Raw genomic sequence first — 25,547 nt, 5'->3', positions numbered from 1 at the left:
CGCGGCATGCGCGACTTCCTCCCCGCCGACAAGGCCCGCCGTGAGCGGGTGCTCTCCGTCATCCGCGACCGCTATCGTGCGCACGGATTCGACGAGATCGAGACCCCCGTGGTCGAGGAGTACGACCGGCTGCACGCCGGCATCGGCGGCGACAACGAGAAGCTGTCGTTCAACATCCTGCGTCGCGGCCTGGATGCGGAGGCCGTCCGCGCCGCCGCCGACGATCCCGCGGAGCTCTCCGACCTCGGCCTGCGCTACGACCTGACGGTGCCGCTCGCCCGCTTCTACGCGAGCAACCGGGGACAGCTCCCCGGCGTCTTCCGATCCATCCAGATCGGTCCCGTCTGGCGGGCCGAGCGTCCGCAGAAGGGGCGCTACCGCCAGTTCGTCCAGTGCGACATCGACATCATCGGCGACGCGTCCGCGCGCGCCGAGGCCGAGCTGCTGGCCGCCTCGCTCGACGCCGTCGACGCCCTGGGGCTGGAGGGCGCGAGCGTGCGGATCAACGACCGCCGCGTGCTGGAGTGGATGCTGGGGCACTTCGGGTTCACCGAGGACGAGCGCCCGCAGGTGCTGATCACGATCGACAAGCTCGACAAGATCGGGCCCGAGGGTGTGGCCGCCGAGCTCCGCGAGCGCGGGGCCACGACGACCGCGGTCGACGCGTTCCAGGCCTTCCTCGGTCGCCCGCAGACGCTCGAGTACCACCCGTTCGGAGACCGCCAGATCCGCAAGGCGCTCCCGGACGGCGCGCCCGACGAGCTCGTCGCCCACCTCGTCGGCATCGGCGAGGCCGTGGCGGCGGGCCGCGGGCAGGACGACATCCCGCTCGTGTTCGACCCGTTCCTCGTGCGCGGCATGGGGTATTACACGGGGACGATCTTCGAGCTCGCGCACCCGTCCGTCACGTACTCGCTCGGCGGTGGAGGACGGTACGACGGCATGATCGGCCGGTTCCTCCAGCAGGACGTGCCGGCGGTGGGCTTCTCCCTCGGGTTCGAGCGCCTGGTCGACCTCGTCTCGACGGACCCGGCCACCGCGGCGCAGGCGATCGTGCTGGTCCACGACGCGGCCGTGCCCGTCGCGGAGCTCGTGGCGCACAAGACGGCCCTCGTCGCGAAGGGCGCGCGGGTCCGCCTCGAACAGCGCACGAAGAACCTCAAGGCGCTGCTGGAGCGCTCCGCCGCGGACGGCTACACCCACTTCGCGAGCGTGCGCCCCGGCGACGACGAGCTCGAGGTGAAGACGCTGGCCTGAGTCGCCCCCGTCGGGACGAGGCGTTCACCGGACGTTCACGGCGGTCGGCTGGAATCGCGCCGTGCGTCGTCTGCCTCTGCTGACCCTGGTCGCGCTCGCCGCCGCGCTCGTCGTGGGCGCCCGCGCGGTCCTCGACCGGCAGGCCGCCCTCGCGCGCCGGCGCATCGGGAAGCCGCTGGGGGAGCAGTCGCTCGACGCCGACCGTGTCTGGCGCCCGGGGCTCGAGGGCGAGCCGCTCGACCTCCTGCTGCTGGGCGACTCCCTCGCTGCCGGCCTGGGAGCGGCACGGCGGAAGGAGACCCTCGGGGCACGGCTCGCGAAGGCGACGGCACGCCGGCTCGGGCGTCCGGTGCGGCTGCGCACCGCCGCGGTCGTGGGCGCGGAGTCGCGGGATCTCGCCGGGCAGCTCTCCCGCCTTCCCGCGGACTACCGCCCCGACGTCGCCGTGATCGTGGTCGGTGGCAATGACGTCACCCACCGCCTCCCGGCAGCGGAGTCGGCCGGCCACCTGCGCGCGGCCATCAGTCGCCTGCAGGCTCGCGGTGCCCGCGTCGTCGTCGGCACCTGCCCCGACCTCGGCGCCCTGCGCGCGGTGCCGCAGCCGCTGCGCCGCATCGCTTCCGGTCTGTCCCGACGGCTGGCGGAGGCGCAGGCGGAGGCCGCGCACCGGGAAGGAGCGGAGACGGTGAACCTGCGGCGGGCTGTCGGCCCGATGTTCTTCGACGAGCCGGAGGAGATGTTCAGCCTCGACCGCTTCCACCCGAGCGCCCTCGGCTACCGCCGCACCGCGGAGGCGCTGCTGCCGGCCGTCGAGCGGGCCGCCCTGGTCGCGCTCAGCTCCCGGCACTCTCCGGTGCCGCGCTGAACGAGGCCGCCCACTCTGCGACCCGTCGTGCGCTCTCCTCGTCGGAGAGATCCTCCACGCGGGTCATGATCGACCAGCGGACGCCGAACGGGTCGCGGATGCTGGCGTAGCGGTCGCCGGAGACGAACAGCGACGGCGCCTCGCGGACGGTCGCCCCCGCCGCGACGGCGCGCGCGACCACGGCGTCCACATCCGAGACGTAGAGGCCCATCGAATAGCAGTCGTCGTCGCCGGAAGGCGCGGGCACGAGGTGGTACTCGGGGCTGGGCTCGCCGAGCTGGAGCCGTCCGAGCCCGAAGTCGAGGTCGGCATGCGCGACGACACCGCCGAACTCCGTCACGTCGACCACGCGGGCGCCGAAGACGTCCCGGTAGAACTCGACGGCGCGGGCGGCGTCGGGGATCGCGAGGAAGGGGGTGAGCGAGGTCGCGCTGTGCGGGCGGCCGTCGGTGGTGTGTGCGCCGGTCACACCGGCCGGAGGTGTCTGTTCGGTCATGCGGCCACGCTAGACGCGGGAGGGCGCCCGGCGCTTGAAGATCCGCGACACGTCCTCGGGGCCGCTGCGTCGGTGGCGCGTCCTACGCTGGGGCCATGGTCGACCGGACGCGCGGAGTGCTGTATCCCGCGCGGTTGCCCTCGTTCCATCGGCTGCCCCCGCCCGCACACGCCGCCGCGCTCGTCTCCTGGTTCTGGATCCCGGAGTGGAGCCTCCCGGACGGCGAGGTGTCCCGGCAGGAGATCGTCTCGTATCCGGCCGTCAACCTCGTCGTCGCCCCGGAGGGCGTGTCGATCTCGGGCGCCACGACCCGCGCGTCGACCAGGGAGCTGCGGGGGTCGGGGTGGGCTGTCGGCGCTCTACTCCGCCCCGCCGCGGTCCCTGCCCTCACCGACGACCCTCCGGCCCTGATCGACGCGGAGCACTCCTTCGACGCCCCCGAGCTGCACGCGGCGGTGACGACGGCGATGCGGACCGCGCCCGAACGCCGGGAGCGCGCCGTCGCGGTCTTCGCCGCGTGGCTGTCACAGCGCGTCGGCCCGGTCGGCGCGGCGGGGCGGCAGGCCAACGCGATGCTCGACGTGCTGCTGGGGGAGGGAGCGGCGCTGACGCCCGAGGAGGCGGCGACCCGACTCGCCGTCTCGGTGCGCACGCTGCAGCGCCTCACACATCGCACCGTGGGACTGTCGCCGGGCGCGATCATCCGCCGTCGCCGGTTGCAGGAGGCGGCGCAGCGTCTCCGCGAGGAGCCGGAGACGGATCTCACGGCGCTCGCCGCCACGCTGGGGTATGCCGACCACGCCCATCTCACGCGCGACTTCGCGGCCGTCCTCGGCCTGCCGCCGCGGGACTATCGCGCCAGGGTCTCCGGCTGAGGCGATCAGCCGCGTCGCTGCTGCTGCCGCCGTACCCGCAGCGCCCGTCCGGCGACCCCGAGCAGCACGACGCCCATGCCGACGAGCGAGGCGAGGGCGGGAAGCGTGCTCACGAGCACGAGGCAGCCGAGGGCGCCGCCCACCTGCAGTGCCCGGGGGTATCGTCGGGCCGCGCCGTGCTGGCGGAACGCGGCGGCGTTCGCGATGAGGTAGTACAGCAGCACGCCGAAGGAGGAGAACCCGATCACCTCGCGGAGATCCCCGACGAGCACGAGTGCGATCACGATGACCGCGAGGATGATCTCGGCGCGGCGCGGCACCTGATGGCGCTCGTCGATGCGGGCGAGGAACCGCGGGAGATCGCCCTCTCGCGCCATGGCGAGGGTCGTGCGCCCGATGCCGGTGAGCAGGGCCAGCAGAGCGCCGAGGGACGCGGCGGCCGCGGCGATCCGCACCACGGGGGCGAACGCCGACCAGCCGGCGGCAGTGAGGACGTCGGCCAGGGGCGCGTCGGCTCCCCGCGCGTCGCCACCGAGGACGAGGAGCACCACGACGCCGACGAGCGCGTAGACGACGACGGCGCCGCCGAGAGCGAGCACGATCGCGCGGGGGATCGTGCGCGCGGGGTCGACGACCTCCTCGCCCATGGTGGCGATCCGGGCGTAACCGGCGAAGGCGAAGAACAGCAGTCCGGCGCCCTGGAGCACGCCGTACACGGTCGTGTCGGGGAGCGGCGCGGGGGTGGCGGTCGGCGCGGCGCCGAGGCCGACCGCCACCACGACCGAGAGCCCGAGCAGCGAGCAGGCCACGAGGATCCGGGTCGCCAGCGCGGTCCGCGTCACGCCCAGGCAGTTCACGACCGCGAGGGCGGCGACGGCGATCACGGCGACCGGCGTCTGCCACCCCGCCGGAGCAGCGTAGGCGGCGAAGGTCATGGCCATGGCGGCGCAGCTCGCGATCTTGCCGATCACGAAGCTCCAGCCGGCGACGAAGCCCCACCACGGTCCGATCTCCGCGCGCGCATAGGCGTACGTGCCTCCTGCCACGGGGTGCACGGCCGCGAGCTGCGCGGACGCGGTGGCGTTGGCGTAGGCGACCGCGGCGGCGATCGCGAGGGCGAGGAGGATCCCGCTCCCGGCGACCTCGATGGCCGGTCCCCAGACCGCGAACACGCCGGCACCGATCATCGCTCCGAGGCCGATCGCGACGGCATCCGGCAGCGTCAGGCGGCGGGCGAGGGGCACCCGGTCATCGTCGCACGCCGGGGTGAACGACGGGTGACGTGTCAGCCGCGGGACGCGGTGACGCGCTTCTTCTCGCGGATGTAGACCTCGCGGCGCACGGTCGCCACGACGTCTCCGTCGCGATCGGTGATGACCGTCTCGAACCACTCGAGCACCTTCGCGCCGCCGCGGGCGCGCTGCCGGAGCTCCTCCGCCTTCTCCCGCGTCACCTCGAACTCCGCGGTCAGCACCCCGCGCCCCGGCTTGAGGAACTCGATCTCGCCTCGGGTGTCCCACACGACGTAGTCCCGTCCGAGCTGATGCATGACGAGCATGAAGAAGTACGGGTCGGTCATCGCCGACATCGAGCCGCCGAACGCGGTCTTGACGTAGTTGCGGGTGAGGAGGTTCACGTGCAGCTCCACGGTCGCCTGGGTCCAGTCGTCGCTGAACCGGCGGACGCGGATGCCGCTGCAGAGATTGGGGATCCAGAGGCTCATGCCGAGGGCGAGGCGGCGGGGCGTGATGCGCATGAGGTCAGTGTGGAGGATGCGCCGAGTCCCCGCGAAGACGTCTGGAGGGTTGGCACAGTTGTTCTAGTTCACATAGAATAACTAGCGAAGGGAAGTGCCATGCTCATCCGCGTCGATGTCGACAGCCCGCTCGCGCTCTACGACCAGGTGGCCGCCTCGGTGCGTGCCGACATCCTCTCCGGTGCTCTCGCGCCGGGCGATCGTCTGCCGGCCGCCCGCGACGTGGCCGCCGCCCTCGACATCAATCAGCACACCGTCCTGCACGCCTACCAGCGCCTCCGCGACGAGGGCCTGGTCGACCTCCGGCGGGGGAGGGGCGCCGTGATCGCCGCCTCCGCCGCGCCGCTCGCCGCACTCTCTCACGAGATCGATGGGCTGATCCGGCGGGCGGCGGCCCTGGGTGTCTCCGCCGAGACCCTCGCCGGTATCGTCCGCACGCACCGCGCAGAAGCCGAACCTCCCACCCCCGCCGCGACCCCCCAGGAGGCCTCCCATGACGACGCCTGACCCCACCCGCACCCCTCCGGCCACCCTGCGCCGCGCACGACGGGCCTTCGTCCTCGTGGCGCTCGTCCTCCCGGTGCTCATCGTCGCGATCTCCGCTCTCGTGCTCACGGCCTGGCTGCCGTCGTTCCCCACCGACGTCGCGATCCACTGGGGCGTCGACGGGGCGGACGGTTTCGGCCCGGCCGCCACCTACCTCTGGGTGCTCCTCGGCGTCGGTCTCGGCCTCCCGGTGCTCCTGACCGTCACGACACTGGTCGCCGTCGGGGCGCACTGGGGCGCGACCGCCCGTCTGCTCGGAGCGACCGCGGCCGGCATGTCGGCGTTCGCGGGCGTGATCTGCCTGGGCTCCCTCGCGATCCAGCGCGACCTCCCGCCCTCCGGTGAGGTCCCGGGCATCGCGGGAGTGATGGCACTGGCCTGGGCGGCTCTCCTCGGCGTGGGCGCGATGGCGTGGTTCGTGCAGCCGCGCGTGCAGTCGGTGCCCGGCGCCGCTCTCGAGCCCCGCCACGACGTGCGGGTCGGCGACGGCGAGCGGGTCGTCTGGGTGGGCACCACGACCATGCCCACCGGTGCCCTCGTCTTCCTCCTGCTCGTGCTGCTCGGGCTCGTGGCGCTCGCCGTGGCGATGCTCATCACGGGCACCCCGCTGGCCTGGGTCTCGGGTCTGGTCGCCCTCGTCGTCGGGTTCGCGCTGGCGGCGACCGCCTCGTTCCGGGTGCGCGTCACGCCGGACGGCATCGACGCCCGTGCCGTGATCGGGTGGCCTCGGAAGACCATCCCGGTGGCGGAGATCGCGTCGGCCAGGGCCGTGCGCATCTCGCCCTTCGGTGAGTTCGGCGGCTGGGGGTGGCGTCTCGCTCCCGACGGCCGCAGCGGGATCGTGATGCGCCAGGGGCCGGCGATCGAGGTGCATCGCCGCGACCACGGACCGTTCGTCATCACGATCGACGGGGCGGAGGAGGCGGCGGCGCTCCTGCAGGCGTACGTGGACCGATCCGCGGGGCCTGCGCCCTCCGGAGGAACGGAGAGGACGGCATGATGAGCGCTCTGACGCCGACCCGCGTGCCCTGGCGCGCGGTCCTCATCTTCACCCTCACGGCCTGCGGGCTCGCGGCTCTCGTCTGCCTGCCCCTCTGGCTCGGCGACGGCCTCGCCGAACCCTTCGCGGGAGCGCTCCTCCCCGTGATGATGTTCACGCCCGCGGCCGCGGTGCTCGTCGTCATGCTCACCACGGGCGTACCGGAGAAGGGCAGTCGGGCGCGCTTCCTCGGGATGTGGCCGCTGCGGCCCGCGAAGCGCGTCGTCGGGCTGCTGGTCGCGGCCTGGCTCGTGCCGCCGCTGCTCGTCGCCCTCGGCGTCCTCCTCGCCGCCGCATTCGGGTGGGTGCGGCTCGACCTCACCTTCTCGACCTTCGCGGATCAGCTCGCCCAGGCTCTTCCCCCGGGGACACCGGTGCCGCCGGTCGGAGTGGTCGTGTTCGCGCAGCTCGCCGCGATCCCGGTCGGGGCGCTGGTGAACAGCGTGCTCGCCTTCGGCGAGGAGCTCGGCTGGCGCGGCTGGCTGCTCCCGGCGCTGCGTCCGCTCGGCACCTGGCCGGCGCTCCTGCTCAGCGGGGCGATCTGGGGGCTGTGGCACAGCCCCGTCATCCTCCTCGGCTACAACTTCGGCCGGACGGACGTCACCGGCGTGCTGTTCATGATCGGCGGCTGCGTGGCGTGGGGGGTCCTGTTCGGCTGGCTGCGGCTGCGCTCCGGCTCGCTGTGGCCGGCGGTCGTCGCGCACGGGGCCCTGAACGCCGCCGCGGGCCTGGTCCTGATCGTCGCCGCCGAGCAGCCCGACCTCGCCCTCGCCGGACCGCTCGGCGTCGCGGGCTGGATCGTCGCCGCCGTCGTGGCCATCGTCCTCATGCTCACGGGGCAGTTCCGCCGCCAGCCGGAGCTCGCCGCGCCGCGCACCCCGCCGACGCTTGACGGCCGGCCGGCGCCGGGGGTTGGCTGAGCACATGGAATCCACTCCCGCCGCCTGGGCCCGCGCCGACACCTTCCTCGCCGACATGCTCGTGGGTCCGGATCCGGCCCTGGCGTCGGCCTTGGAGGCGCAGCGGGCGGCGGGGCTGCCCGAGATCGAGGTCGCGCCGGTCGCGGGGAAGCTGCTGAATCTCCTCGTGCGGATGAGCGGTGCCCGCCGCGTGCTGGAGATCGGCACCCTCGGCGGCTACTCGACGATCTGGATGGCCCGCGCGGTCGGACCGGCGGGACAGGTCGTGACGATCGAGGCGGAGGCGGACAACGCCGCCGTCGCCCGGGCGAGCATCGACGCGGCCGGAGTGGGGGACCGCGTCGACATCCGGATCGGTCGGGGAGCCGACGTGCTGCCGACCCTCGCCGGCGCCTTCGACCTCGTCTTCATCGACGCCGACAAGGAGTCCAACACCGTGTACCTGGACTGGGCCGCGAAGCTCGGTCACCCGGGCACCGTTGTCGTGCTCGACAACATCGGCCGCGACGGCGAGATCGTCCGCGACGACTCGACGGACCCCAAGGTGAACGGCACGCGCGCGGGGCTGCGGATGCTCGGGGAGGACCCGCGCTTCGACGCCACGGCGCTGCAGACGGTCGGGATCAAGGGATGGGACGGCATCGCGCTCGCCCTCGTCGTCTGACGCGGGCGGATCCCCCCGGCTCGTCTCCGGGTGCGGTCCGACGCCGGGGATAGACTGGGCGCGGATCGACGACGCTCCACACACCCTTCCATCCTGAGCAAGGAGCACATCAGTGGCACTGATCGAGGCTGTAGGCGCACGCGAGATTCTCGACTCGCGCGGAAACCCGACCGTCGAGGTGGAGGTGCTCCTCGACGACGGCATCGTGCAGCGCGCCGCCGTCCCCTCCGGTGCCTCGACCGGCGCCTTCGAGGCGTACGAGCTGCGGGACGGCGACAAGAGCCGCTACGGCGGCAAGGGCGTGCTCAAGGCCGTCGAGGCGGTCATCGACGAGCTCGGCCCGGCCATCGAGGGCGTGGAGGCGAGCGAGCAGCGCATCGTCGACGAGATCCTCATCGAGGTCGACGGCACGGACAACAAGAAGCGCGTCGGCGCCAACGCCATCCTCGGCGTGAGCCTCGCGGTCGCGAAGGCCGCCGCGGACTCCGCCGACCTGCCGCTGTTCCGCTACCTCGGCGGTCCGAACGCGCACGTGCTGCCCGTGCCGCTGTTCAACGTCATCAACGGCGGAGAGCACGCTGACAACGGCATCGACATGCAGGAGTTCTTCCTCGCCCCGATCGGCGCGGAGACCTACTCCGAGGCGCTGCGCTGGGGCGTGGAGACCTACCACGTGCTGCGCGCGGAGCTGAAGGCCGCCGGCTACGCGACGGGTCTCGGCGACGAGGGCGGCTTCGCCCCCGACCTGCCCAGCAACCGCGAGGGCCTCGACTTCCTCGTCAAGGCGATCGAGAAGGCCGGCTTCACGCCCGGCACCGACATCGCCCTCGGCCTCGACGTCGCCGCGACCGAGTTCTTCAAGGACGGCGTCTACCGTCTCGACAACAAGGACTGGGACGCCGCCGCACTCACCGAGTACTACGTCGGGCTCGTCAACGACTTCCCGATCGTCACGATCGAGGACGCGCTCGCCGAGGACGACTGGGACAACTGGAAGCACCTCACCGAGGCCCTGGGCTCGAAGGTGCAGCTGGTCGGCGACGACCTGTTCGTCACCAACCCGCAGCGTCTCGCCGACGGCATCACGCGCGGCGTCGCCAACTCGCTGCTCGTGAAGGTCAACCAGATCGGCACGCTCACCGAGACGTTCGACGCCGTAAGCCTCGCGCAGCGCTCGGGCTACACGGCGATGCTCTCGCACCGTTCGGGTGAGACCGAGGACACGACGATCGCCGACCTCGTGGTCGCCACGAACGCCGGCCAGATCAAGGCGGGTGCCCCGGCGCGCAGCGAGCGCGTCGCGAAGTACAACCAGCTGCTGCGCATCGAGGAGGAGCTGGGCGACGCGGCGGTCTTCGCCGGCCGTTCCGCCTTCCCGCGCTACCAGGGCTGAGCGCCCGCGACAGCGACCACGCCGCATCCGCGGCACGACCGCGCCGCCCGGATGGCGGCTGACACGAAGGAGGAGCCGTGGCACGACGACCGGCTCCTCCTTCGCCGTCGATCGGGGCGGCGACGCCTCGCTCGACGTCCTCGTCGCGACAGCCGCGGAGCGGCGCCCCCGCCGCACCCCGCGTGGACGTGCGCGAGTGGGCCTCGGGCATGCGGCTCTCGGCCTTCTCCGTGATCATGCTCTCCCTCGTGGTGCTGGGAGCCTGGGTGCTCGTGCCCACGCTGGGCACCTTCATCGACCAGCGCCAGAAGATCGCGGCGCTGGAGCAGTCCGTGCAGGTGAGCGAGGACGAGATCGCCGCGCTGACCGCGGAGCGCGAGCGCTGGGACGACCCCGCGTACATCACGACCCAGGCCCGTGAGCGCCTGTACTACGTCAAGCCGGGCGAGGTCGTGTACCTCATCGACAACGACCTCGATCCCTCCACCCTCCCGCGCGAGCAGGAGCCGGTGAGCGACACCCTCGAGGAGAAGCCCGCCGACTGGATGCCGCAGTTGCTGCGCACCCTCGTCTCCGCGGGACTGAGCGACACCGCCGTCCCCGCAGGCTGAACCCGGGCTCCGAGCATCCTCCCGGACGGCTCCCCTACGCTGGTGGGGTGACCACCCCGCCGTTCCCCGCGCCCACCTCCGCCGAGCTCGCCGTCGTCTCGACCCAGCTCGGACGCCCCGCCCGCGGTGTCGTCGGCATCGCGGCCCGCTGTCGGTGCGGGAACCCCACGGTGGTGGCCACCACCCCGCGCCTGCCCGACGGCACGCCGTTCCCCACGTTCTACTACCTCACGCATCCGGCGGCGACCGCCGCGATGTCGACGCTCGAGGCGAACCAGGTCATGCCCGAGCTCGCGGCGATGCTCGCGGAGGACGAGACCGTGGCCGCCGCGTATCGGTCCGCCCACGAGGCGTACCTCGCCGACCGTGCGCAGTTCGGCGAGGTGCCCGAGATCGACGGGATCTCCGCCGGAGGCATGCCCACCCGGGTGAAGTGCCTGCACGCCCTCGCCGGCCACGCCCTGGCGGCGGGAGCCGGTGTGAACCCGATCGGCGATGCCGCGCTGGCCCGCAGCTCGTGGTCTCCCGAGGTCTGCCGCTGCGAAGAGCCCGGCGCCGCGCTCCGCGACGATCCGGCACGTTCGGCATGACGCGGCGGCGGATGCTGCGCGGCGCCGTCGCCCTCGTGGCGGTGGCGGCATCCGTCCTGCTCCTCGGTTCCACGGCGACGCCGACGCCGACGCCACCTCCGGTCGCCGACGACCCGGCCGATCCGGTGCGGGCGGCGGAGTACTGGCTGGACGGTGCCCGCATCCGCGACGCCTGGCAGACGACCCGCGGGGAGGGCGTCACGATCGCCGTCATCGACACGGGCATCGGCAAGGTGCCGCAGGTCTTCGACGAGGCGGTCGTCGGGGGGACGGACGTGTCCGGAGCCGGGACGCCGGACGGACGCACGCCGCTCGGCGCCGTCGACGGCAATCACGGCTCGTGGGTGGCGTCCCTCGCGGCAGGACGCGGCAAAGCCGACGGCACCGGCATGATCGGGGTCGCGCCCGAGGCGGAGCTTCTCTCGATCTCCGTGGGGTTCGGCGCCGCCGCGGCGGTGCCGTTCACCGAGCAGGTGGCCACCGGCATCCGCTGGGCCGTCGACCACGGCGCCGACATCATCAACCTGTCGTTCACGACGAACACGCTCGACTGGGATCAGAGCTGGGACGACGCCTTCCTCTACGCGTTCGAGCACGACGTCGTGGTCGTCGTCGCGGCCGGCAACCGGGGGAGCGGCACGAACATCATCGGCGCGCCCGCCACGATCCCCGGCGTGCTCACGGTCGGCGGCGTCGACCAGACCGGCACCGCGAGCATCGAGGCCTCGACGCAGGGCATCACCATCGGCATCTCGGCGCCGAGCGAGGGCCTGCTGGGGGTGTCGGCGGACGGCGAGGTCGTCTCCTGGAGCGGGACCAGCGGCGCGGCTCCGATCGTCGCCGGCGTCGCGGCGCTCATCCGCTCGGCGCACCCCGACATCTCCGCGAACGACGTCATCAACCGCATCATCAAGACGGCGATGCCGGTGGCGGATGCGAAGAAGCCGCGCGATCCGCTGTACGGCTTCGGCCTGGTGGACGCGGAGGCGGCGATCTCGGCGAACCTGCCGTCCGTGAGCGAGAACCCCATGGGCGATCTCGCGGAGTGGGTGCGGCTGTACCGCCGCGCCGACAGCGAGCCCACGCCCGAGCCGTCGCTCGCCCCCGTGGAGGTGCCGCCGCTGCCCGACGCGGATGCCCCCACCGACCCCGGTTCACCGCTGCTTCCCAGCGCCGACTCCCTGCGCTACGGTACCCTGCCGCTCATCGCCCTCACGGTCCCTGGTATCCTGGTAGCGCTTGGCGTCACCGCAGCTGCCCGGCGCATCCGATCGGCGCGCGTTCCCGTACGCCACAATCCCGACTCCGAGGAGTAGTTCTTCTGTGCCTCAGAACAGCACTGTGCCCAAGATCCTGATCGTCGGCGGAGGGTACGCAGGTTTCTACACCGCGTGGAAGCTCGAGAAGCATCTGCGCAAGGGCGAGGCCGACGTGACCATGGTCGACCCGCTGCCGTACATGACGTACCAGCCGTTCCTCCCGGAGGTCGCCGCCGGATCGATCGAGGCCCGGCACTCCGTCGTCGCGCACCGCCGTCACCTGAAGCGCACGCACGTGCTCACCGCCAAGGTGACGAACATCAACCACGCGCAGAAGGTCGCCACCATCACGCCGCCCGTCGGCGAGCCGTACGAGTTCGCGTACGACCAGATCGTCGTCACCGCGGGCGCCGTCTCGCGCACGTTCCCGATCCCCGGCATCGCCGACAACGCCATCGGGCTCAAGACGATCGAAGAGGCCGTCGCCATCCGTGACAAGGTCATGTCGAACTTCGACAAGGCCGCCTCCCTCCCGGCTGGCCCCGAGCGCGACCGCCTGCTGACCGTCGTCGTCGTCGGCGGTGGCTTCGCGGGCATCGAGGTCTTCGCCGAGCTCCGCTCGCTCGCCTCGTCGCTGGTGAGCAAGTACCCGCAGCTGACCTTCGACGACACGCACTTCCACCTCATCGAGGCCATGGGCCGCATCATGCCCGAGGTCTCGCTGAAGACGAGCGAGTGGGTCCTGAAGGACCTCGCCACGCGCGGCGCGAACGTTCACCTCGACACCCAGGTCACCGGTGCCATCGACGGCAACGTCGAGCTGTCGACCGGCGAGGTCATCCCGACGGACGTCATCGTCTGGACCGCGGGCGTCATGGCCAACCCGACCGTCGTGCGCGGCGGCGACCTGCCCGTCGAGGAGCGCGGTCGCATCCAGACCCGTGCCGACCTGCGCGTCGGTACCCCCGAGGCGTTCGTCGAGGGTGCCTGGGCCGCGGGCGACGTCTCGGCCGTTCCCGACCTCTCGGGCGGCGGCGTCGGCGGATTCTGCGTCCCGAACGCGCAGCACGCCGTCCGGCAGGCGAAGCTCCTGGCGAAGAACCTCGTCGCGGTGCTCCGCGGGGAGACCCCCAAGGAGTACTTCCACAAGAACCTCGGTGCCGTCGCCGGCCTCGGCCTGTACAACGGCGTCTTCCAGTCCGGCAAGATCGCGCTGAAGGGCTTCATCGCCTGGCTCGCGCACCGCGGCTACCACGGCTTGGCCATGCCGACGTGGGAGCGCAAGTGGCGCGTGCTCTGGGGCTGGTGGAACAACCTGTGGCTGGGCCGCGACCTCGTGAACCTGCAGACGGTGCAGAACCCTCGCTACGTCTTCGAGGAGTTCGCCGCCCGCCCGCGTCCCGCGGCACCCGCCGACGCCACCCCGGCCGCCAAGGCGCCGGCCGCTGAGAAGCCGGCCGCTGCGCCCGCGGCGGAGACGCCGTCTGAGATCAAGAAGCCGGCCGCCAAGCGGCCCGCAGCGAAGAAGGCTCCGGCCTCCGTTGCGAAGGACTCCGCGGAGACCGCTGCGGCGAAGTGACCGTCCGGTTCTGAGGAGAAGGCCCTGAGCGCGTGAGCGCCAGGGCCTTCTCCTATTGACCGGGGACGGGAGTTGGTCGCGTAACATCTCACATTGTACGCTCGCAGGGGTGCTCGGGAGGGGTGTGTGCGAGGCACCCCCGATGCGGGGAGGAGGTCCGGTGAGCGCGCACGGGGGAGAATCACCGACCGTCAGTGTGTCGATCCGGACGGGTCCGGGCGAGGACGCGCATGCGGCACAGCTCGCGGCACGGCTCGACGGCGCTCCCGTCCGCATCTGCCCGACGGGCGCCGCGGCATGGCGGCCCTGGACGCGACGAGCCACGCATCATCTCGTCCTCGACGCTGCGGTGCGCCCGCACCCTCACCTTCTCGCCCAGGTGCAGGAAGCCGTCGCCGCGCAGCCCCGGGCGGTCCTGAGGCTCTTCACCCGCAGTGACGGCTACGCCTCGCATGCGTCCCGGGTGGCGGCGTTCTCCGGGTGCTCGTGGTTCGTGCCGCCGGGCCCCGATCCGTCGTCCGTCGCCGTCGTGCTGCCGATTCCCGAGGCGGCGGAGTTCGCGCGTTCCGTCCCGGGTGGCGATCTCGAGCCCGTCGGGCTGCTGCTGCAGCGGTTCGCGGCGGAACAGGGCCTCAGCCTGCTCGCGAGCACGGCCGATCTCGTGCAGCTCGAAGGGGCGGGGGCGCACGCTCCGGCCACCGCCTTCTTGTCTGCGGCGATGGCGCCGGCGGACTGGTGGCGGCGGCCGTCGCTCGTGTCGCCGTCGTCGATCCCGGTGGTCCATCTCCGGGACGGCGAGCCGCTGTCGTACGAGTCCGTGCCGGGCACGCCGGATGGTTGGCGTCTCCGCACACGCCGGGAGGTGCCGACGCCGCACGCCCGACGGCTCGCACGAGTGATGCAGGAACGCCTTCTCGGCACGGAGGTGGCCCGCAGCCATCTCCGCGCAGCGGCCGTGCTCCTCGGGGTGGCGGGAGTGCTGCGCGACCAGCTCCTCCTCGCCGCGGGGTGGGGCCGGCCGTCCGATGAGTTCGGCACGGCGGTGGCGCGGGAGGCCGCGGCGACTCTCGCCCTCGGGACGCTGGCGGAGGCGGTCCCGGCTGCGAGTCGACCGGATGGTGCCGCAGAGCTCCGCGACGCCTTCCGGGTGCTGTACGACGAGATGACCGCGATCCTGGGCACGGCGCCTCCCCGGCCGCGCGTGGAGCCGATCCATAGGCCGCCTCGCTAGCGTGTCGACCGCAAGGGGAGTACTCCCGTCTGCAGCGACGTCGTCATGACGGGCATGTCATCGTGCCCCGGCCCGCTGGCCCGCGAGGGTGGAGGAGACCTTGGCACCCGAATCGCGGGCTGCCCGGAACCTTGCGTCGACAGAGGTCGCGGAGAACGGCGGTCCGTCCCACGAAGGGACCCCCATGTCAAAGCTCTCCCGCCTGATCCGCCTCGCCACCGACGCCATCGACGCGAAGGGGGGAGGCCCCGGGGTGCGCGGCGGCGAGGGCGCGCGTGCCTCCACCGACTGGAGCGGGATGATCCGCGGCGCGGTCGACGCCGTGCGGGGCACCGATCCTCAGGCGCAGCGCCCGACCGCGCCTCCTCCCGCGTCCCCGGCGCCCACCCCTCCCGCCGGACGAGCATCCGCCGCAGGGGCGTACGCCCCGCCGCCCGCTCCCGCGTCCGGTGGTGCGTCGGACGTCTCCGCGGCGGACCGCGCGGCCATCGCCCGGTACGACTACCTCCTGCAGACAGCGGATCCACATCGGATCGAGCAGATCCATCGCGAGGCCTTCGCGCGCCTCACGCCGTCGCAGCGCGCGCACGTCGACGCCCGCATGCGGGCGGAGCTCCCGGTGGAGGAGCGACCGCGCTCGTCGTCTGCGGACGACCTGGCCCGCGCGGCCGGACGGGCCGAGGCGATGCAGCCCGGCCGCCTGCGCGGACTCCTCTCCCGCGCCCGCGGCGGCGGGGCCGCGGTCGCGGCGGGCGGCGCGGCGGTCGGTCTCCTCGGCGTGGTGGCCGGCGGAGCCGTCGTGAGCACCGTGGCCGCACCGCTCCTGGAACAGGCGGCGGGGCTCGGGGTGGACTTCGACGCGCTGGCGCAGGGCATCGACCTGGATGCGCTCGCCTCCGGCGTCGACATCGACGCGCTGGCCGGCGGCGCCGACGAGATGCTCGGCTCGGCCGGCGAGGCCGTCTCGGGTCTCGGCGAGACGGCGACCGGCTGGGGGGAGCGGCTCGGCGATCTCGGTATCCCCGGGATCGGCGACATCCTCGGCCGCTGACGGTGCCCCCGCTGGGACTCGAACCCAGACTGAGGCGATTTTAAGTCGCCTGCCTCTGCCATTGGGCTACGGGGGCTGCGCCGCCAGCCTATCGTCGGCGGGGTCGTGACCCGGCGGGGCTCAGGCCGTAGGGTGGGGGAGTGCTCGACCTCACCGACGAACTGAGCCCCGTCCCGGGTGGCCCCGCGGTCGCCCCCGAATGGGAGGACCCGGGCCGCTACTGGCCGCGCCTGTCGGCCGCGACCGGGCACCTTCCGGCGCCCGTGGCGGTTATCGATCGCGAAGCGCTGCGCTACAACGCCATGGACCTGCTCGTCCGTGCCGGCGGTCTGCCGATCCGCGTGGCGTCGAAGTCGGTGCGGGTGCGTGCGGTCCTGGATGCCGTGCTGCGACTCCCGGGTTTCCGCGGGATCCTCGCGTTCACGCTGGAGGAGGCGCTCTGGCTCGCGGAGACCCACGACGACATCGTCCTCGGCTACCCGACCGTGGACCGCGCGGGCATCGAACGGCTGTGCGCCGACGAGCAGGCGGCGCAGCGCATCACGCTCATGATCGACGACCCCGTGCACCTGGACCTCGTCGACAGCGTGGTGGCCCCGTCCGCGCGCCCCGAGCTTCGCGTGGCCATCGACGTCGACGCGTCCTGGCGATCCGCGCTGCTCGGTCACATCGGCGTCCGCCGATCGGCCCTCTTCTCCGCCGGGGAGGTCGCCGCGTTCGCGCGGACGGTCGTCGCACGCCCCGGCTTCCGCCTCGTGGGGCTGCAGATGTACGACGCCCAGATCGCAGGACAGGGCGATGCCGGTCCCGATGGACCGCTGATCCGTCGCGTCCAGGCCCGCTCGCGCGAGGAGCTGCGGGAGCGAAGGGCGGCGATCGTCGCCGCGGTCGGCGCCGTGACGCCGCTCGAGTTCCTCAACGGCGGGGGCACCGGATCCCTGGAGTTCAGCGGCAGCGACGAGTCGCTCACCGAGGCCAGCGCGGGCAGCGGTCTGCTCGGCGGACACCTGTTCGACGGGTACCGGTCCTTCCACCCGGCGCCGGCCGCGGCCTTCGCCTTCGACGTCGTGCGCCGTCCCGCTGCCGACATCGCCACGGTGCTGGGCGGCGGCTGGATCGCCTCGGGTCCGGCGCTGGCCTCGCGACAGCCGCGCCCGGTGTGGCCGGCGAACCTCCGCACGCTTCCGCGAGAGGCTGCCGGCGAGGTGCAGACGCCGCTGCAGGGGCCGACAGCGGCGACGCTCGGCGTCGGCGATCGTGTCTGGTTCCGTCACGCCAAGAGCGGCGAGCCGGCCGAGCGCATCGCCGCGTACCAGCTCGTGTCCGGCGACGAGGTCGTGGACGAGCTGCCGACGTACCGCGGCGAGGGGAAGGCGTTCCTGTGACGAGAATCGGCGGCACCTGGCAGAACTGGGGCCGGTCGGCGTCCGTGCGCCCCGTGCGGGTCGAGCGCCCGCGCAGCCCCGAGGGCGTGCAGCGTGCGGTGCGGGCAGCGGTGCGACAGGGGCTCACGGTCAAAGCCGTCGGCGCCGGTCACAGCTTCACCGGGATCGCCATCGCCCCCGGTGTGCTCCTGGAACTGGACGACCTGCAGGGGCTCGTGTCCGCGGACGTCGCGAGCGGACGGGTCACGCTCCTCGCCGGTACCCGGCTGCACCGCATCCCCGGGCTGCTCGCCCGCTACGGCCTCGCGATGGAGAACCTCGGCGACATCGACCGCCAGTCCATCGCCGGTGCGATCTCCACGGGCACGCACGGCACCGGCGCCGGTTTCGGCGGACTCGCCACCCAGGTCGTCGGGGTGACCCTCATCACCGCCGACGGGGAGTTCCTCCGCATCGACGAGGCGCACAGTCCGGAGCTCCTGCCCGCGGTCGCTCTGGGGCTGGGCGCGCTCGGCATCATCGTCGAGGTCACCCTGCAGTGCGTGCCCACGTTCGTGATGCATGCGGTCGACGAGCCGCTGCCGCTGGACGAGGTGCTCGGCACGATCGACGAACGCGTCCCCGCCGCCGACCATTTCGAGTTCTACTGGTTCCCGCATACCGACGTCGCGCTCACCAAGCGGCAGTCGCGTCTGCCGGAATCGACGCGACGGAGGCCGCTCCCGGTCGTGGGCCGGTGGGTGGATGAGACCCTGCTCGCGAACGGCGTCTATCGCGTCGTCTGCGCGGCGGGACAGGCGGTGCCGGCGATCACGCCGCCGTTCAACCGGCTCGCGGTGCGGCTCACCGGTGACCGTGAGTACACCGACCTCTCGAATCGCGTGCTCACCCAGAGCCGGACCGTGCGCTTCCGCGAGATGGAGTACGCGCTGCCGGCGGCCGAGGTGGTGCCGGCATTCCGCGCCCTCCAGGAGCTCATCGCCGAGCGCGGCTGGCGGATCGAGTTCCCCGTGGAGGTCCGCTTCGCTGCCGCCGACGATCGCTGGCTCTCCACCGCGTACGGCCGCCCCAGCGCCTACATCGCGGTGCACCGGTACTGGCGCGCGGACCCGACGGCGTACTTCGGTGCGGTCGAGGAGATCATGCGGGCCCATGGCGGCCGCCCGCACTGGGGCAAGCTGCACACCATGACCCGGGAGACGCTGCGGGAGAGCTACCCCCGCTTCGATGACTTCGTGGCGCTGCGCGACCGCCTCGATCCGGATCGCCGCTTCACGAACCGCTATCTGGAGCGGGTGCTGGGACGCTGATCGGCGGCGCTGGTCCGTCGCATCCCCAGTCCACGTGCAGGCACCGCGTCTAGGATGAGAGAAATACGGGAAAGGGTGGGGCACTGATGGAATGGCTCGTGCCGGTACTGATCGTCGTCGGGGTGATCCTGCTCGTCGGCGTCTATCTCTGGGCGACGTACAACTCGCTGGTGCAGCTGAACGTCCGCGTAGACGAAGCCTGGAGCGGCATCACCGTCCAGCTCAAGCGCCGAGCCGACCTCATCCCGAATCTCATCGAGACGGTCAAGGGCTACGCCTCGCACGAGAAGGCGGTGTTCGAGAACGTCACCCGCGCCCGCGCCGAGACCCTCTCCGCCGGCAGCCCCGGCGAGGCGGGGATCGCCGAGGGGCACCTGCAGCAGGCCCTGCGCAGCCTCTTCGCGGTGGCCGAGGCCTACCCGCAGCTGCAGGCCAGCCAGAACTTCCTTCAGCTGCAGCAGGCCCTCGTCGACACCGAGGACAAGATCCAGGCCGCGCGGCGCTTCTACAACGGCGGCGTCCGCGAGCTCAACACCAAGATCAAGGTGTTCCCCAACAACCTCTTCGCCAAGGGACTCGGCTTCACCGAGCGCGAGTTCTTCGAGGTCGCCGACAGCGGCGCCATTTCCGAGCCGCCGCGCGTGCAGTTCTGATCCTCGCCCTCACCACACGGTGAGGGCGAGTTCGTCTGCGGTGATATCCACGCCACCGCGCACGCTCCACGCGGTGCTGCGGTAGGTGACGGTGCGCGCGGCGCCGTCCTGGCCGGTGCCGGTAACGGTCGCCTCGAGGATGCCGTCGTCCGCGGTGAACCCGCCGGCGGAGAGCGTCACCGCAGGGAACCGCTCGACGCGGAACGCCACGTGGGAGACGTCCCGGAACTCCGTGCCCCACGGGATCCGGATGCCGCAGTTGTCGGGAATCGCGTGGCCCTCGGCGGTGCAGGTCTCCAGGTAGCCGTCGAGCTGCGTCTGCGCGGCCTCCGTCGCCTCCGGGCGGAGTTCGGCGGTCACGCGTGCGGTGGCGTCGTCGCCGGGGAGGACGACGGCCTCGGTCGTGCCGGCCAGCAGCGCCCGCGGCGCGGCCGCGACCGGGTACACGCCAGGGAGCAGAGCGGTGTCTTCGGTCACCGGGAGGACCGCATCGCCGACCTGGACCGCCGTCCCGATCGTCGTCGTGGCGCGGAGGGCACCGAGTCCGGAGGCGTCGACGGTCCAGCGGCCGCTCTCCGGCGTCAGCCGGACGCGCGCCTGGTGCTCGTCCCCGTCGAGTCGGAAGCGCACCGTCGCGGACGCGTCACCGTCTCCCTCACGCACAGCGGTGACCTCGGCGTCCGCGATGGTCGACGCCGCTCCGGCGAACGCGGTGAGGGCGGCGTCGGACACCGCGGTCCCCGTCGCCGCGACCGCCTCGGGATCGCCCGACTCCAGCGCCCGGAGATAGGCCAGCGCTGCGTCCTCCGCGGTCGGCGAGCGGAGCGCGGACAGCCCCCACCACACCGCCCCCGCGACAGCGACGGCAACGACGACACCGCCCAGGAGCCACCAGCGACGACGGCTCACGCGACGGCCTCCCGGACGTGGACGTGACGACGCACCGTGTCCGGGGCGGTGGAGGCGAGCGCGGTGTGGACGGCAGCGGTCGCATCGCCCCATCCGGAGACCGACACCTGTTCGAGACCCTGCCACCGCGCGGCGCGGAGGAGCTCCGCCGCGATCGCCTCGGCGTCGCCGGGACGCGCCTGCGGCTCCCACCACGCCGACTGCACCTGCAGCGTGGACGTGCCGCGGTCGGCCTTGAGGTCGACCCGCGCCACGATCCGGTCGCCGACGAGCACGGGCAGCGAGTAGTAGCCGTAGCGGCGCTTCGCCGCCGGCACGTAGATCTCGATGCGGTAGTCGAGCTCGAAAGCCCGCAGCGCGCGTTCCCGGAACCACACCACCGGATCGAACGGAGTCAGCAGGGCGGCGGTCTCGACCCGGCGCGGAAGAACTGCGTCGCGATGCCGCCAGGCGGGGAGGGGCCGGCCACCCCGCTCCCAGCCGCGGACGGTCACGGGCTGCACTTCCCCGGCGTCGACGAGGTCGGCGATCGCCCCGGTCACCGCGGCACGGTCGCGGAGGCGGTAATAGTCGGCCAGGTCGGCCGCCGTCCCGACGCCGCTGGACCGAGCGGCGCGTCGGACGAGCTCGCGGACGGCGTCCTCGCGCGGGATCTCGCGGGACCGGATGCGCTCGGGGATGACCTGCTCGGCGAGGGCGTAGGTGCGCTCGAACCCCCGGCGCCCGCTCACAGCGACGTCGCCCGTGCGCCACAGATGCTCGAGGGCGAGCTTGACCTCGTCCCAGTCCCACCAGGTGCCGCGCTCGCGCGGGGCGTCGGCACGGAGGTCGACCGGGCGGAGCGGTCCGCGCGCACGGAGCTCGTCCTGCACCCACTGCACCGTCCGGGCGTTCGTTCGGAGCCAGGAGTCCTCCGCGGACCAGCGCCGCCGGAAGTCGTCCATGCGGAACCGCCACAGGGGCCAGTCCTCGACGGGGATGAAGGTCGCCTCGTGGGCGAGGTACTCCACATAGTGCGTCGTGCGCGACAGGAAGAGGCGGTCGAGGAGTGCGGGATCGTAGGCGCCGAGCCGGGAGAACAGCGGGACGTAGTGTGACCGGGCGAACACGTTGACCGAGTCGATCTGCAGCACGCCGAGCCGGTCCATCACCCGGTGCAGATGGCGACCGGAGACGGTGGCCGGGCGTGCGCGGGTGAAGCCCTGAGCGGCGAGGGCGATCCGTCGTGCCTGGGCGGGACTGAGGGTGTCGGTCACGCCGCCAGCGTATCCCCGCTCTCCGACATCGTCCTGGCGTGCAGGATGCGTCGAACGGCATACGGCATGACCGTAGACTGAGGCGATGAGCGAGGACCAGCGACCCCGGCTGCGCGATCTGTTCCGTCCGCGCCCCGTGGTGACCGATCGGACCGTGACCACCGAAGCCGACGAGGCGGTGCCGCTGCCCCTGCGCATCACGGCGAGCTACGCCTGGCGCCTGCTGCTCATCGCAGCGGCGGCCGGCGTCTTCATCTGGCTGGTGATGCTGCTCAAGCTCCTCGTCATCCCGCTGATGGTGGGCATCCTCATCACCGCCCTGCTGTGGCCGGCGTTCTCCTGGATGCTGCGTCACGGATTCCCGCGCTGGCTCGCGATCGCTGTCTCCCTCATCGGCACGATCGCCATCGTCACCGGGCTGATGTGGCTCGTGGTCTGGCAGGTGCGCGCCCAGCTCCCGGACGTGCAGCAGCGCACGACCGAGGCCTTCGACCAGTTCCAGGTGTGGCTGCACGACGGTCCGCTGAACCTGTCGGACACGCAGATCGCGAACTACCTGCAGCAGGGCCTCGACTTCATCAGCGAGCAGGCGCAGGTCCTCTGGACGGGCGCCCTCGCGATCGGGACGACCGTCGGGCACGTCGCCACCGGCGCGCTGCTGTCGCTGTTCATCCTCATCTGCCTCCTCGCCGACGGCGCCGGCATCTGGCGCTGGACGCTGCGCATCTTCCCCCGGAAGGCCCGCCCCGCCGTCGACGGCGCCGCGCGCAACGGCTGGACGACGATCGTCAACTACGCCAGGACGCAGCTCTTCGTGGCGACGATCGACGCGATCGGCATCGGCCTCGGCGCCTTCCTGCTCCAGGTCCCGCTCGCGCTGCCCGTCGCAGTTCTCGTGTTCCTCGGCTCGTTCATCCCCATCGTCGGTGCGGTGGTGACCGGTGCCGTGGCCGTCTTCCTCGCGCTCGTCTACAACGGGCCGTGGATCGCCCTCTGGATGCTCGTCGTCGTCCTCGCCGTCCAGCAGATCGAGGGCCACATCCTGCAGCCGATCATGATGGGCTCCGCCGTCAAGGTGCACCCGCTCGCCGTCGTCCTCGTGGTCGCGGGCGGCGCGATGATCGCGGGCATCCCGGGTGCCCTGTTCGCCGTCCCGCTGGCCGCGTTCGTGAACGTGGCGGCGGTGACCATCAGCTCGGGATCCTGGCGCACCGGCGTCGGGCCGAGTGGAGATCTGATCTGGAGCACAGTTCCGCGTGAGCGGAGACGGAGGAATCGATGAGCGCAGTCCCCAGCCTGACCGAGTTCCAGGACGCGGCTCGAAGTCTGGCTGAGGTGATCTCGCACACCCCGACGCTGCCCTCCCGGGCGCTGTCCGACGCGCTCGGTGCCCCCGTGCTGCTGAAGATGGAGAACCTGCAGCGCACGGGGTCCTTCAAGATCCGCGGCGCGGCGTACCGGCTCTCCCGCCTCAGCGCGGAGGAGCGCTCCCGTGGCGTCGTGGCGGCCTCGGCCGGGAACCACGCGCAGGGCGTCGCTCTGGCCGCCCAGGCGCTCGGCATCCCCGCGACGATCTTCATGCCGCTCGGGGTCCCCGTGCCGAAGCTCCTCGCCACCCGCGGCTACGGGGCCGAGGTGGTGCTCGAGGGGGAGACCGTCGCCACGTCGCTGCGCCTGGCCGCCGAGTTCGCGGAACGCACCGGCGCCGTCCTCATCCACCCGTTCGACCACCGGGACATCGTGATCGGGCAGGGCACCCTCGGTCTGGAGCTGCTGGAGGATGCGCCCGAGATCGACACCGTCGTCCTCGGCATCGGCGGAGGAGGGCTGATCGCCGGCGTCGCCGCCGCGGTCAAGGCCAAGGCCGCCGAGCTCGGACGGACGATCCGCGTGATCGGCGTCCAGGCGGAGAACGCAGCCGCGGTGCCGCCGTCGCTGGCGGCCGGGGAGCCGGTCGACATCGTCACGCGCCCGACCATCGCCGACGGCATCCTCGTCGCGCGCCCGGGAGCTGTGCCGTTCGATATCATCAAGGACCTCGTCGACGAGGTGGTGACCGTCTCGGACGACGACCTCGCGCGTGCCATGCTCGTGCTCCTGGAGCAGGCCAAGGTCGTCGTGGAGCCCGCCGGTGCGGCGGGCGTCGCCGCGATCCTCTCCGGACGTGTGTCGGCGACCGGCACGACGATGGCCGTGCTGTCGGGCGGCAACATCGACCCGCTCCTGCTGCAGCGCGTGGTGTCGCACGGCCTCGCCGCCTCGGGGCGGTACCTGACGATCCGCATCCCGCTGCCGGACCGTCCCGGCCAGCTGGCCCGCGTGTCCGAGCTCATCGCGGAGGCGGGAGCGAACGTCATCGAGGCGATGCACACGCGTCACGGCCACGGACTGCAGATCAGCGAGGTCATCCTCGAGCTCAGCGTCGAGACCCGCGGGGCGGACCACTCGGCCCACACGCTCGACACCCTCCGTCGCGCCGGCTTCGCCCCCATCGTCGTCCAGGACTGACCCCCGAACGCGCGACACCCCCTCGACCGTGGCGGTCGAGGGGGTGTCTCGTGAGGGCGCGTCAGCCCGTGTAGGTCTCCACCTTCACGATCTCGACGCTGATCGAGCGGCCGTTCGGTGCCTCGTACGACGAGGACTCGCCGACCTTGAGGCCGAGGATCGCCTGGCCCAGCGGGCTGGCCTCGCTGTAGACGTCGAGGTCGCTGCCGGCGGCGGCGATCTCGCGGCTGCCGAGGAGGAAGACCTCCTCGCCGCCCGCGACGATCGCGGTCACGACGGTGCCCGGCTCGACGATGCCCCGGCTGGCAGGGGCCTCGCCGACCTTGGCGGTCTTCAACAGCGCCTCCAGGGTGCGGATGCGGGCCTCCTGCTTGCCCTGCTCGTCCTTCGCCGCGTGGTAGCCGCCGTTCTCCTTGAGGTCGCCCTCCTCGCGGGCCGCCTCGATGCGCTTGGCGATCTCGTCGCGACCGACGGTGGAGAGGTGTTCCAGCTCGGCGACGAGCCGGTCGTAGGCTTCCTGCGTGAGGAAGGGGACCTGAGCATCGGTGGACATGACGAAGCTCCTTCTATCGGGATCCCGCCGAGATGCCGCGGGGGATATGCCAAGACGCCCCGGCACGGTGCCGGGGCGTCGTCTGTCTGGCATCAGTCTAGGCGACCCAGCAGGTGTTCACCAAACCTGTCGTGGCCTCCGCGACGGTCGGGATGCGCTCCGCACGGGTGAGCGCATGGGCGTCTCCCGCCGGGATCTCCACGATCTTCCAGCCCACGACGCCGAACTCCTCGTCGAGGGCCTCGAGCACGCACACGACGTCCTTGCCCTGGACGCCGGTCACCTGGAAGCGCACGTCGACGGCGTGCTCGTCCACGAGCTCGAAGCCCAGATCATCGGCGTCGACCGAGCTCAGCGACTGGCCGACGATGGACCACGCGAGGGCCGCGAGGAGGAGGAGCGCGACGGCCCCGGCGAGGAACCACGGCCACCGGCGGCGGCGGGTGCGGCCATAGCGTTCGTCGAGCTGGAGGGCGGTCGTCACAGGTGGGGTCTTCCGGTCGTTAGGCTGGTGATACCAGGTTATGCGACCTGCGTACGAAAGGCCGATTCATGCGCTTCCTCTCCGAGACCCCGATGCCGACACCGTCGATGACGGTGGCCCCGGAGTCGGTCACGCCGGGCTTCGCGGGCTTCGCGGTGATCGTCATCGTGCTCGTCGCCGTGATCCTGCTGATCTGGGACATGAACCGCCGGATCCGCCGGGTGCGGTACCGCGAAGAGGTGCGCGAGGAGCTCGACGCGGAGGAGGCCGCCCGCGCCGCCGAAGACGCCCAGGACCAGGGTCGCACCGCACCGGACGCACCGGCCGCGCCCGACGAGGAGCCGCGCGAGCGCTGAC

General features: G+C 72.4%; 27 protein-coding genes and 1 tRNA gene. 20 read left to right on the top strand and 8 right to left on the bottom strand.

The annotated features are described in order from the left end of the window. Nucleotides 1-6 precede the first annotated feature (6 nt). Entirely contained in the window at nt 7-1,257 is a 1,251-nt protein-coding gene (hisS, locus tag AB0300_RS11350) for a histidine--tRNA ligase (protein ID WP_366216125.1), read from the top strand. A 61-nt stretch (nt 1,258-1,318) separates the two neighbouring features. Continuing rightward, nucleotides 1,319-2,122 (top strand): SGNH/GDSL hydrolase family protein, encoded by an 804-nt coding sequence (locus AB0300_RS11345; protein WP_366216025.1) that lies wholly within the window; start codon nt 1,319-1,321, stop codon nt 2,120-2,122. Here AB0300_RS11345 and AB0300_RS11340 read toward each other — a convergent pair. Further along, nucleotides 2,091-2,618: a VOC family protein gene (locus tag AB0300_RS11340; protein WP_366216024.1), complete on the bottom strand. Its 528-nt coding sequence runs from the start codon at nt 2,616-2,618 to the stop codon at nt 2,091-2,093. The two genes, AB0300_RS11345 and AB0300_RS11340, sit on opposite strands and share 32 nt — an antisense overlap. A 95-nt stretch (nt 2,619-2,713) precedes the next feature. Between AB0300_RS11340 and AB0300_RS11335 the strand changes: the two genes are divergently transcribed. Next, entirely contained in the window at nt 2,714-3,493 is a 780-nt protein-coding gene (locus tag AB0300_RS11335) for a helix-turn-helix domain-containing protein (protein ID WP_366216023.1), read from the top strand. Between the two features lie 5 nt (nt 3,494-3,498). Here AB0300_RS11335 and AB0300_RS11330 read toward each other — a convergent pair whose 3' ends face one another. Continuing rightward, the gene (locus AB0300_RS11330; RefSeq protein ID WP_366216022.1) at nt 3,499-4,737 is read right to left on the bottom strand and encodes an amino acid permease; all 1,239 of its coding nucleotides are present in this window, start codon (nt 4,735-4,737) and stop codon (nt 3,499-3,501) included. Nucleotides 4,738-4,778: 41 nt separating this feature from the next. Further along, entirely contained in the window at nt 4,779-5,249 is a 471-nt protein-coding gene (locus tag AB0300_RS11325) for a DUF4442 domain-containing protein (RefSeq protein WP_025103919.1), read from the bottom strand. Between the two features lie 99 nt (nt 5,250-5,348). On the opposite strand from AB0300_RS11325, the gene AB0300_RS11320 reads away from it, so the two are divergent. The 11 genes from AB0300_RS11320 to AB0300_RS11270 all read left to right on the top strand — a co-directional run bounded on the left by AB0300_RS11320 (nt 5,349) and on the right by AB0300_RS11270 (nt 16,132). Then, the gene (locus AB0300_RS11320) at nt 5,349-5,756 is read left to right on the top strand and encodes a GntR family transcriptional regulator (protein ID WP_025103920.1); all 408 of its coding nucleotides are present in this window, start codon (nt 5,349-5,351) and stop codon (nt 5,754-5,756) included. Next, on the top strand, nt 5,743-6,795 hold the full coding sequence (locus tag AB0300_RS11315) for a DUF1648 domain-containing protein (protein WP_338565669.1): 1,053 nt from the start codon (nt 5,743-5,745) through the stop codon (nt 6,793-6,795). Before AB0300_RS11320 ends, AB0300_RS11315 begins: the two co-directional genes overlap by 14 nt. Then, on the top strand, nt 6,795-7,754 hold the full coding sequence (locus AB0300_RS11310) for a CPBP family intramembrane glutamic endopeptidase (RefSeq protein WP_231729419.1): 960 nt from the start codon (nt 6,795-6,797) through the stop codon (nt 7,752-7,754). The genes AB0300_RS11315 and AB0300_RS11310 overlap by 1 nt, the downstream gene beginning before the upstream one ends. A 4-nt stretch (nt 7,755-7,758) precedes the next feature. Then, nucleotides 7,759-8,418, top strand: a complete 660-nt coding sequence (locus tag AB0300_RS11305) for an O-methyltransferase (RefSeq protein WP_025103923.1) — start codon at nt 7,759-7,761, stop codon at nt 8,416-8,418. 112 nt (nt 8,419-8,530) lie between these two features. Further along, a complete protein-coding gene (eno, locus tag AB0300_RS11300) occupies nt 8,531-9,811 on the top strand; it encodes a phosphopyruvate hydratase (RefSeq protein ID WP_025103924.1) in 1,281 nt (426 codons plus the stop codon). A gap of 77 nt (nt 9,812-9,888) precedes the next feature. Further along, nucleotides 9,889-10,422, top strand: coding sequence for a septum formation initiator family protein (locus tag AB0300_RS11295; protein ID WP_172400116.1), 534 nt, complete (start codon nt 9,889-9,891; stop codon nt 10,420-10,422). Nucleotides 10,423-10,469: 47 nt separating this feature from the next. After that, nucleotides 10,470-11,012, top strand: coding sequence for a DUF501 domain-containing protein (locus AB0300_RS11290; RefSeq protein ID WP_025103926.1), 543 nt, complete (start codon nt 10,470-10,472; stop codon nt 11,010-11,012). Further along, nucleotides 11,009-12,328 carry a S8 family serine peptidase gene (locus AB0300_RS11285; protein WP_036292654.1) on the top strand — a complete coding sequence of 440 codons (1,320 nt, stop codon included), beginning with the start codon at nt 11,009-11,011 and terminating at the stop codon, nt 12,326-12,328. The genes AB0300_RS11290 and AB0300_RS11285 overlap by 4 nt, the downstream gene beginning before the upstream one ends. Before the next feature lie 25 nt (nt 12,329-12,353). Beyond that, nucleotides 12,354-13,850: an FAD-dependent oxidoreductase gene (locus AB0300_RS11280; RefSeq protein ID WP_025103928.1), complete on the top strand. Its 1,497-nt coding sequence runs from the start codon at nt 12,354-12,356 to the stop codon at nt 13,848-13,850. A 160-nt stretch (nt 13,851-14,010) separates the two neighbouring features. Then, nucleotides 14,011-15,081 carry a hypothetical protein gene (locus tag AB0300_RS11275; protein ID WP_366216021.1) on the top strand — a complete coding sequence of 357 codons (1,071 nt, stop codon included), beginning with the start codon at nt 14,011-14,013 and terminating at the stop codon, nt 15,079-15,081. Nucleotides 15,082-15,265: 184 nt separating this feature from the next. Then, a complete protein-coding gene (locus tag AB0300_RS11270) occupies nt 15,266-16,132 on the top strand; it encodes a cation-transporting ATPase (protein WP_366216020.1) in 867 nt (288 codons plus the stop codon). A 3-nt stretch (nt 16,133-16,135) separates the two neighbouring features. Here AB0300_RS11270 and AB0300_RS11265 read toward each other — a convergent pair. Then, nucleotides 16,136-16,208: transfer RNA gene (locus tag AB0300_RS11265), tRNA-Leu, on the bottom strand. Nucleotides 16,209-16,272: 64 nt separating this feature from the next. Here AB0300_RS11265 and AB0300_RS11260 point away from each other — a divergent pair. The 3 genes from AB0300_RS11260 (at nt 16,273) to AB0300_RS11250 (ending at nt 19,480) form a co-directional block, all read left to right on the top strand. Then, the gene (locus AB0300_RS11260; protein WP_062633548.1) at nt 16,273-17,517 is read left to right on the top strand and encodes an alanine racemase; all 1,245 of its coding nucleotides are present in this window, start codon (nt 16,273-16,275) and stop codon (nt 17,515-17,517) included. Beyond that, nucleotides 17,514-18,827, top strand: coding sequence for a D-arabinono-1,4-lactone oxidase (locus tag AB0300_RS11255; protein ID WP_126893971.1), 1,314 nt, complete (start codon nt 17,514-17,516; stop codon nt 18,825-18,827). Before AB0300_RS11260 ends, AB0300_RS11255 begins: the two co-directional genes overlap by 4 nt. An 86-nt stretch (nt 18,828-18,913) precedes the next feature. After that, the gene (locus AB0300_RS11250) at nt 18,914-19,480 is read left to right on the top strand and encodes a LemA family protein (protein WP_025103933.1); all 567 of its coding nucleotides are present in this window, start codon (nt 18,914-18,916) and stop codon (nt 19,478-19,480) included. Nucleotides 19,481-19,489: 9 nt separating this feature from the next. Here the strand turns inward: AB0300_RS11250 and AB0300_RS11245 are convergent, their stop codons facing one another. Together AB0300_RS11245 and AB0300_RS11240 are read right to left on the bottom strand one after the other, a co-directional pair. Beyond that, nucleotides 19,490-20,389, bottom strand: a complete 900-nt coding sequence (locus AB0300_RS11245) for a hypothetical protein (protein WP_366216019.1) — start codon at nt 20,387-20,389, stop codon at nt 19,490-19,492. After that, the gene (locus AB0300_RS11240; RefSeq protein ID WP_366216018.1) at nt 20,386-21,645 is read right to left on the bottom strand and encodes a crosslink repair DNA glycosylase YcaQ family protein; all 1,260 of its coding nucleotides are present in this window, start codon (nt 21,643-21,645) and stop codon (nt 20,386-20,388) included. Before AB0300_RS11240 ends, AB0300_RS11245 begins: the two co-directional genes overlap by 4 nt. 85 nt (nt 21,646-21,730) lie before the next feature. Here AB0300_RS11240 and AB0300_RS11235 point away from each other — a divergent pair, with 85 nt between their 5' ends. Together AB0300_RS11235 and ilvA are read left to right on the top strand one after the other, a co-directional pair. After that, the gene (locus AB0300_RS11235) at nt 21,731-22,927 is read left to right on the top strand and encodes an AI-2E family transporter (RefSeq protein ID WP_025103936.1); all 1,197 of its coding nucleotides are present in this window, start codon (nt 21,731-21,733) and stop codon (nt 22,925-22,927) included. Then, nucleotides 22,924-24,153 (top strand): threonine ammonia-lyase, encoded by a 1,230-nt coding sequence (ilvA, locus tag AB0300_RS11230; RefSeq protein ID WP_366216017.1) that lies wholly within the window; start codon nt 22,924-22,926, stop codon nt 24,151-24,153. The genes AB0300_RS11235 and ilvA overlap by 4 nt, the downstream gene beginning before the upstream one ends. Nucleotides 24,154-24,214: 61 nt before the next feature. Here ilvA and greA read toward each other — a convergent pair whose 3' ends face one another. Both greA and AB0300_RS11220 read right to left on the bottom strand, forming a co-directional pair. After that, entirely contained in the window at nt 24,215-24,706 is a 492-nt protein-coding gene (gene greA / locus AB0300_RS11225) for a transcription elongation factor GreA (RefSeq protein WP_025103938.1), read from the bottom strand. 97 nt (nt 24,707-24,803) lie between these two features. After that, a complete protein-coding gene (locus AB0300_RS11220) occupies nt 24,804-25,190 on the bottom strand; it encodes a DUF4307 domain-containing protein (RefSeq protein ID WP_025103939.1) in 387 nt (128 codons plus the stop codon). 68 nt (nt 25,191-25,258) lie between these two features. Here AB0300_RS11220 and AB0300_RS11215 point away from each other — a divergent pair, with 68 nt between their 5' ends. Further along, nucleotides 25,259-25,546, top strand: coding sequence for a hypothetical protein (locus tag AB0300_RS11215; protein WP_025103940.1), 288 nt, complete (start codon nt 25,259-25,261; stop codon nt 25,544-25,546). The last annotated feature ends 1 nt before the right edge of the window (nt 25,547 follow it).

Origin of the sequence: Microbacterium sp. NPDC078814, from assembly GCF_040702645.1 — a bacterium.
Lineage (GTDB): Bacteria > Actinomycetota > Actinomycetes > Actinomycetales > Microbacteriaceae > Microbacterium.
The sequence above is the reverse complement of the archived record's forward strand: the minus strand, read 5'-3'. Positions and strand labels throughout refer to the sequence as shown.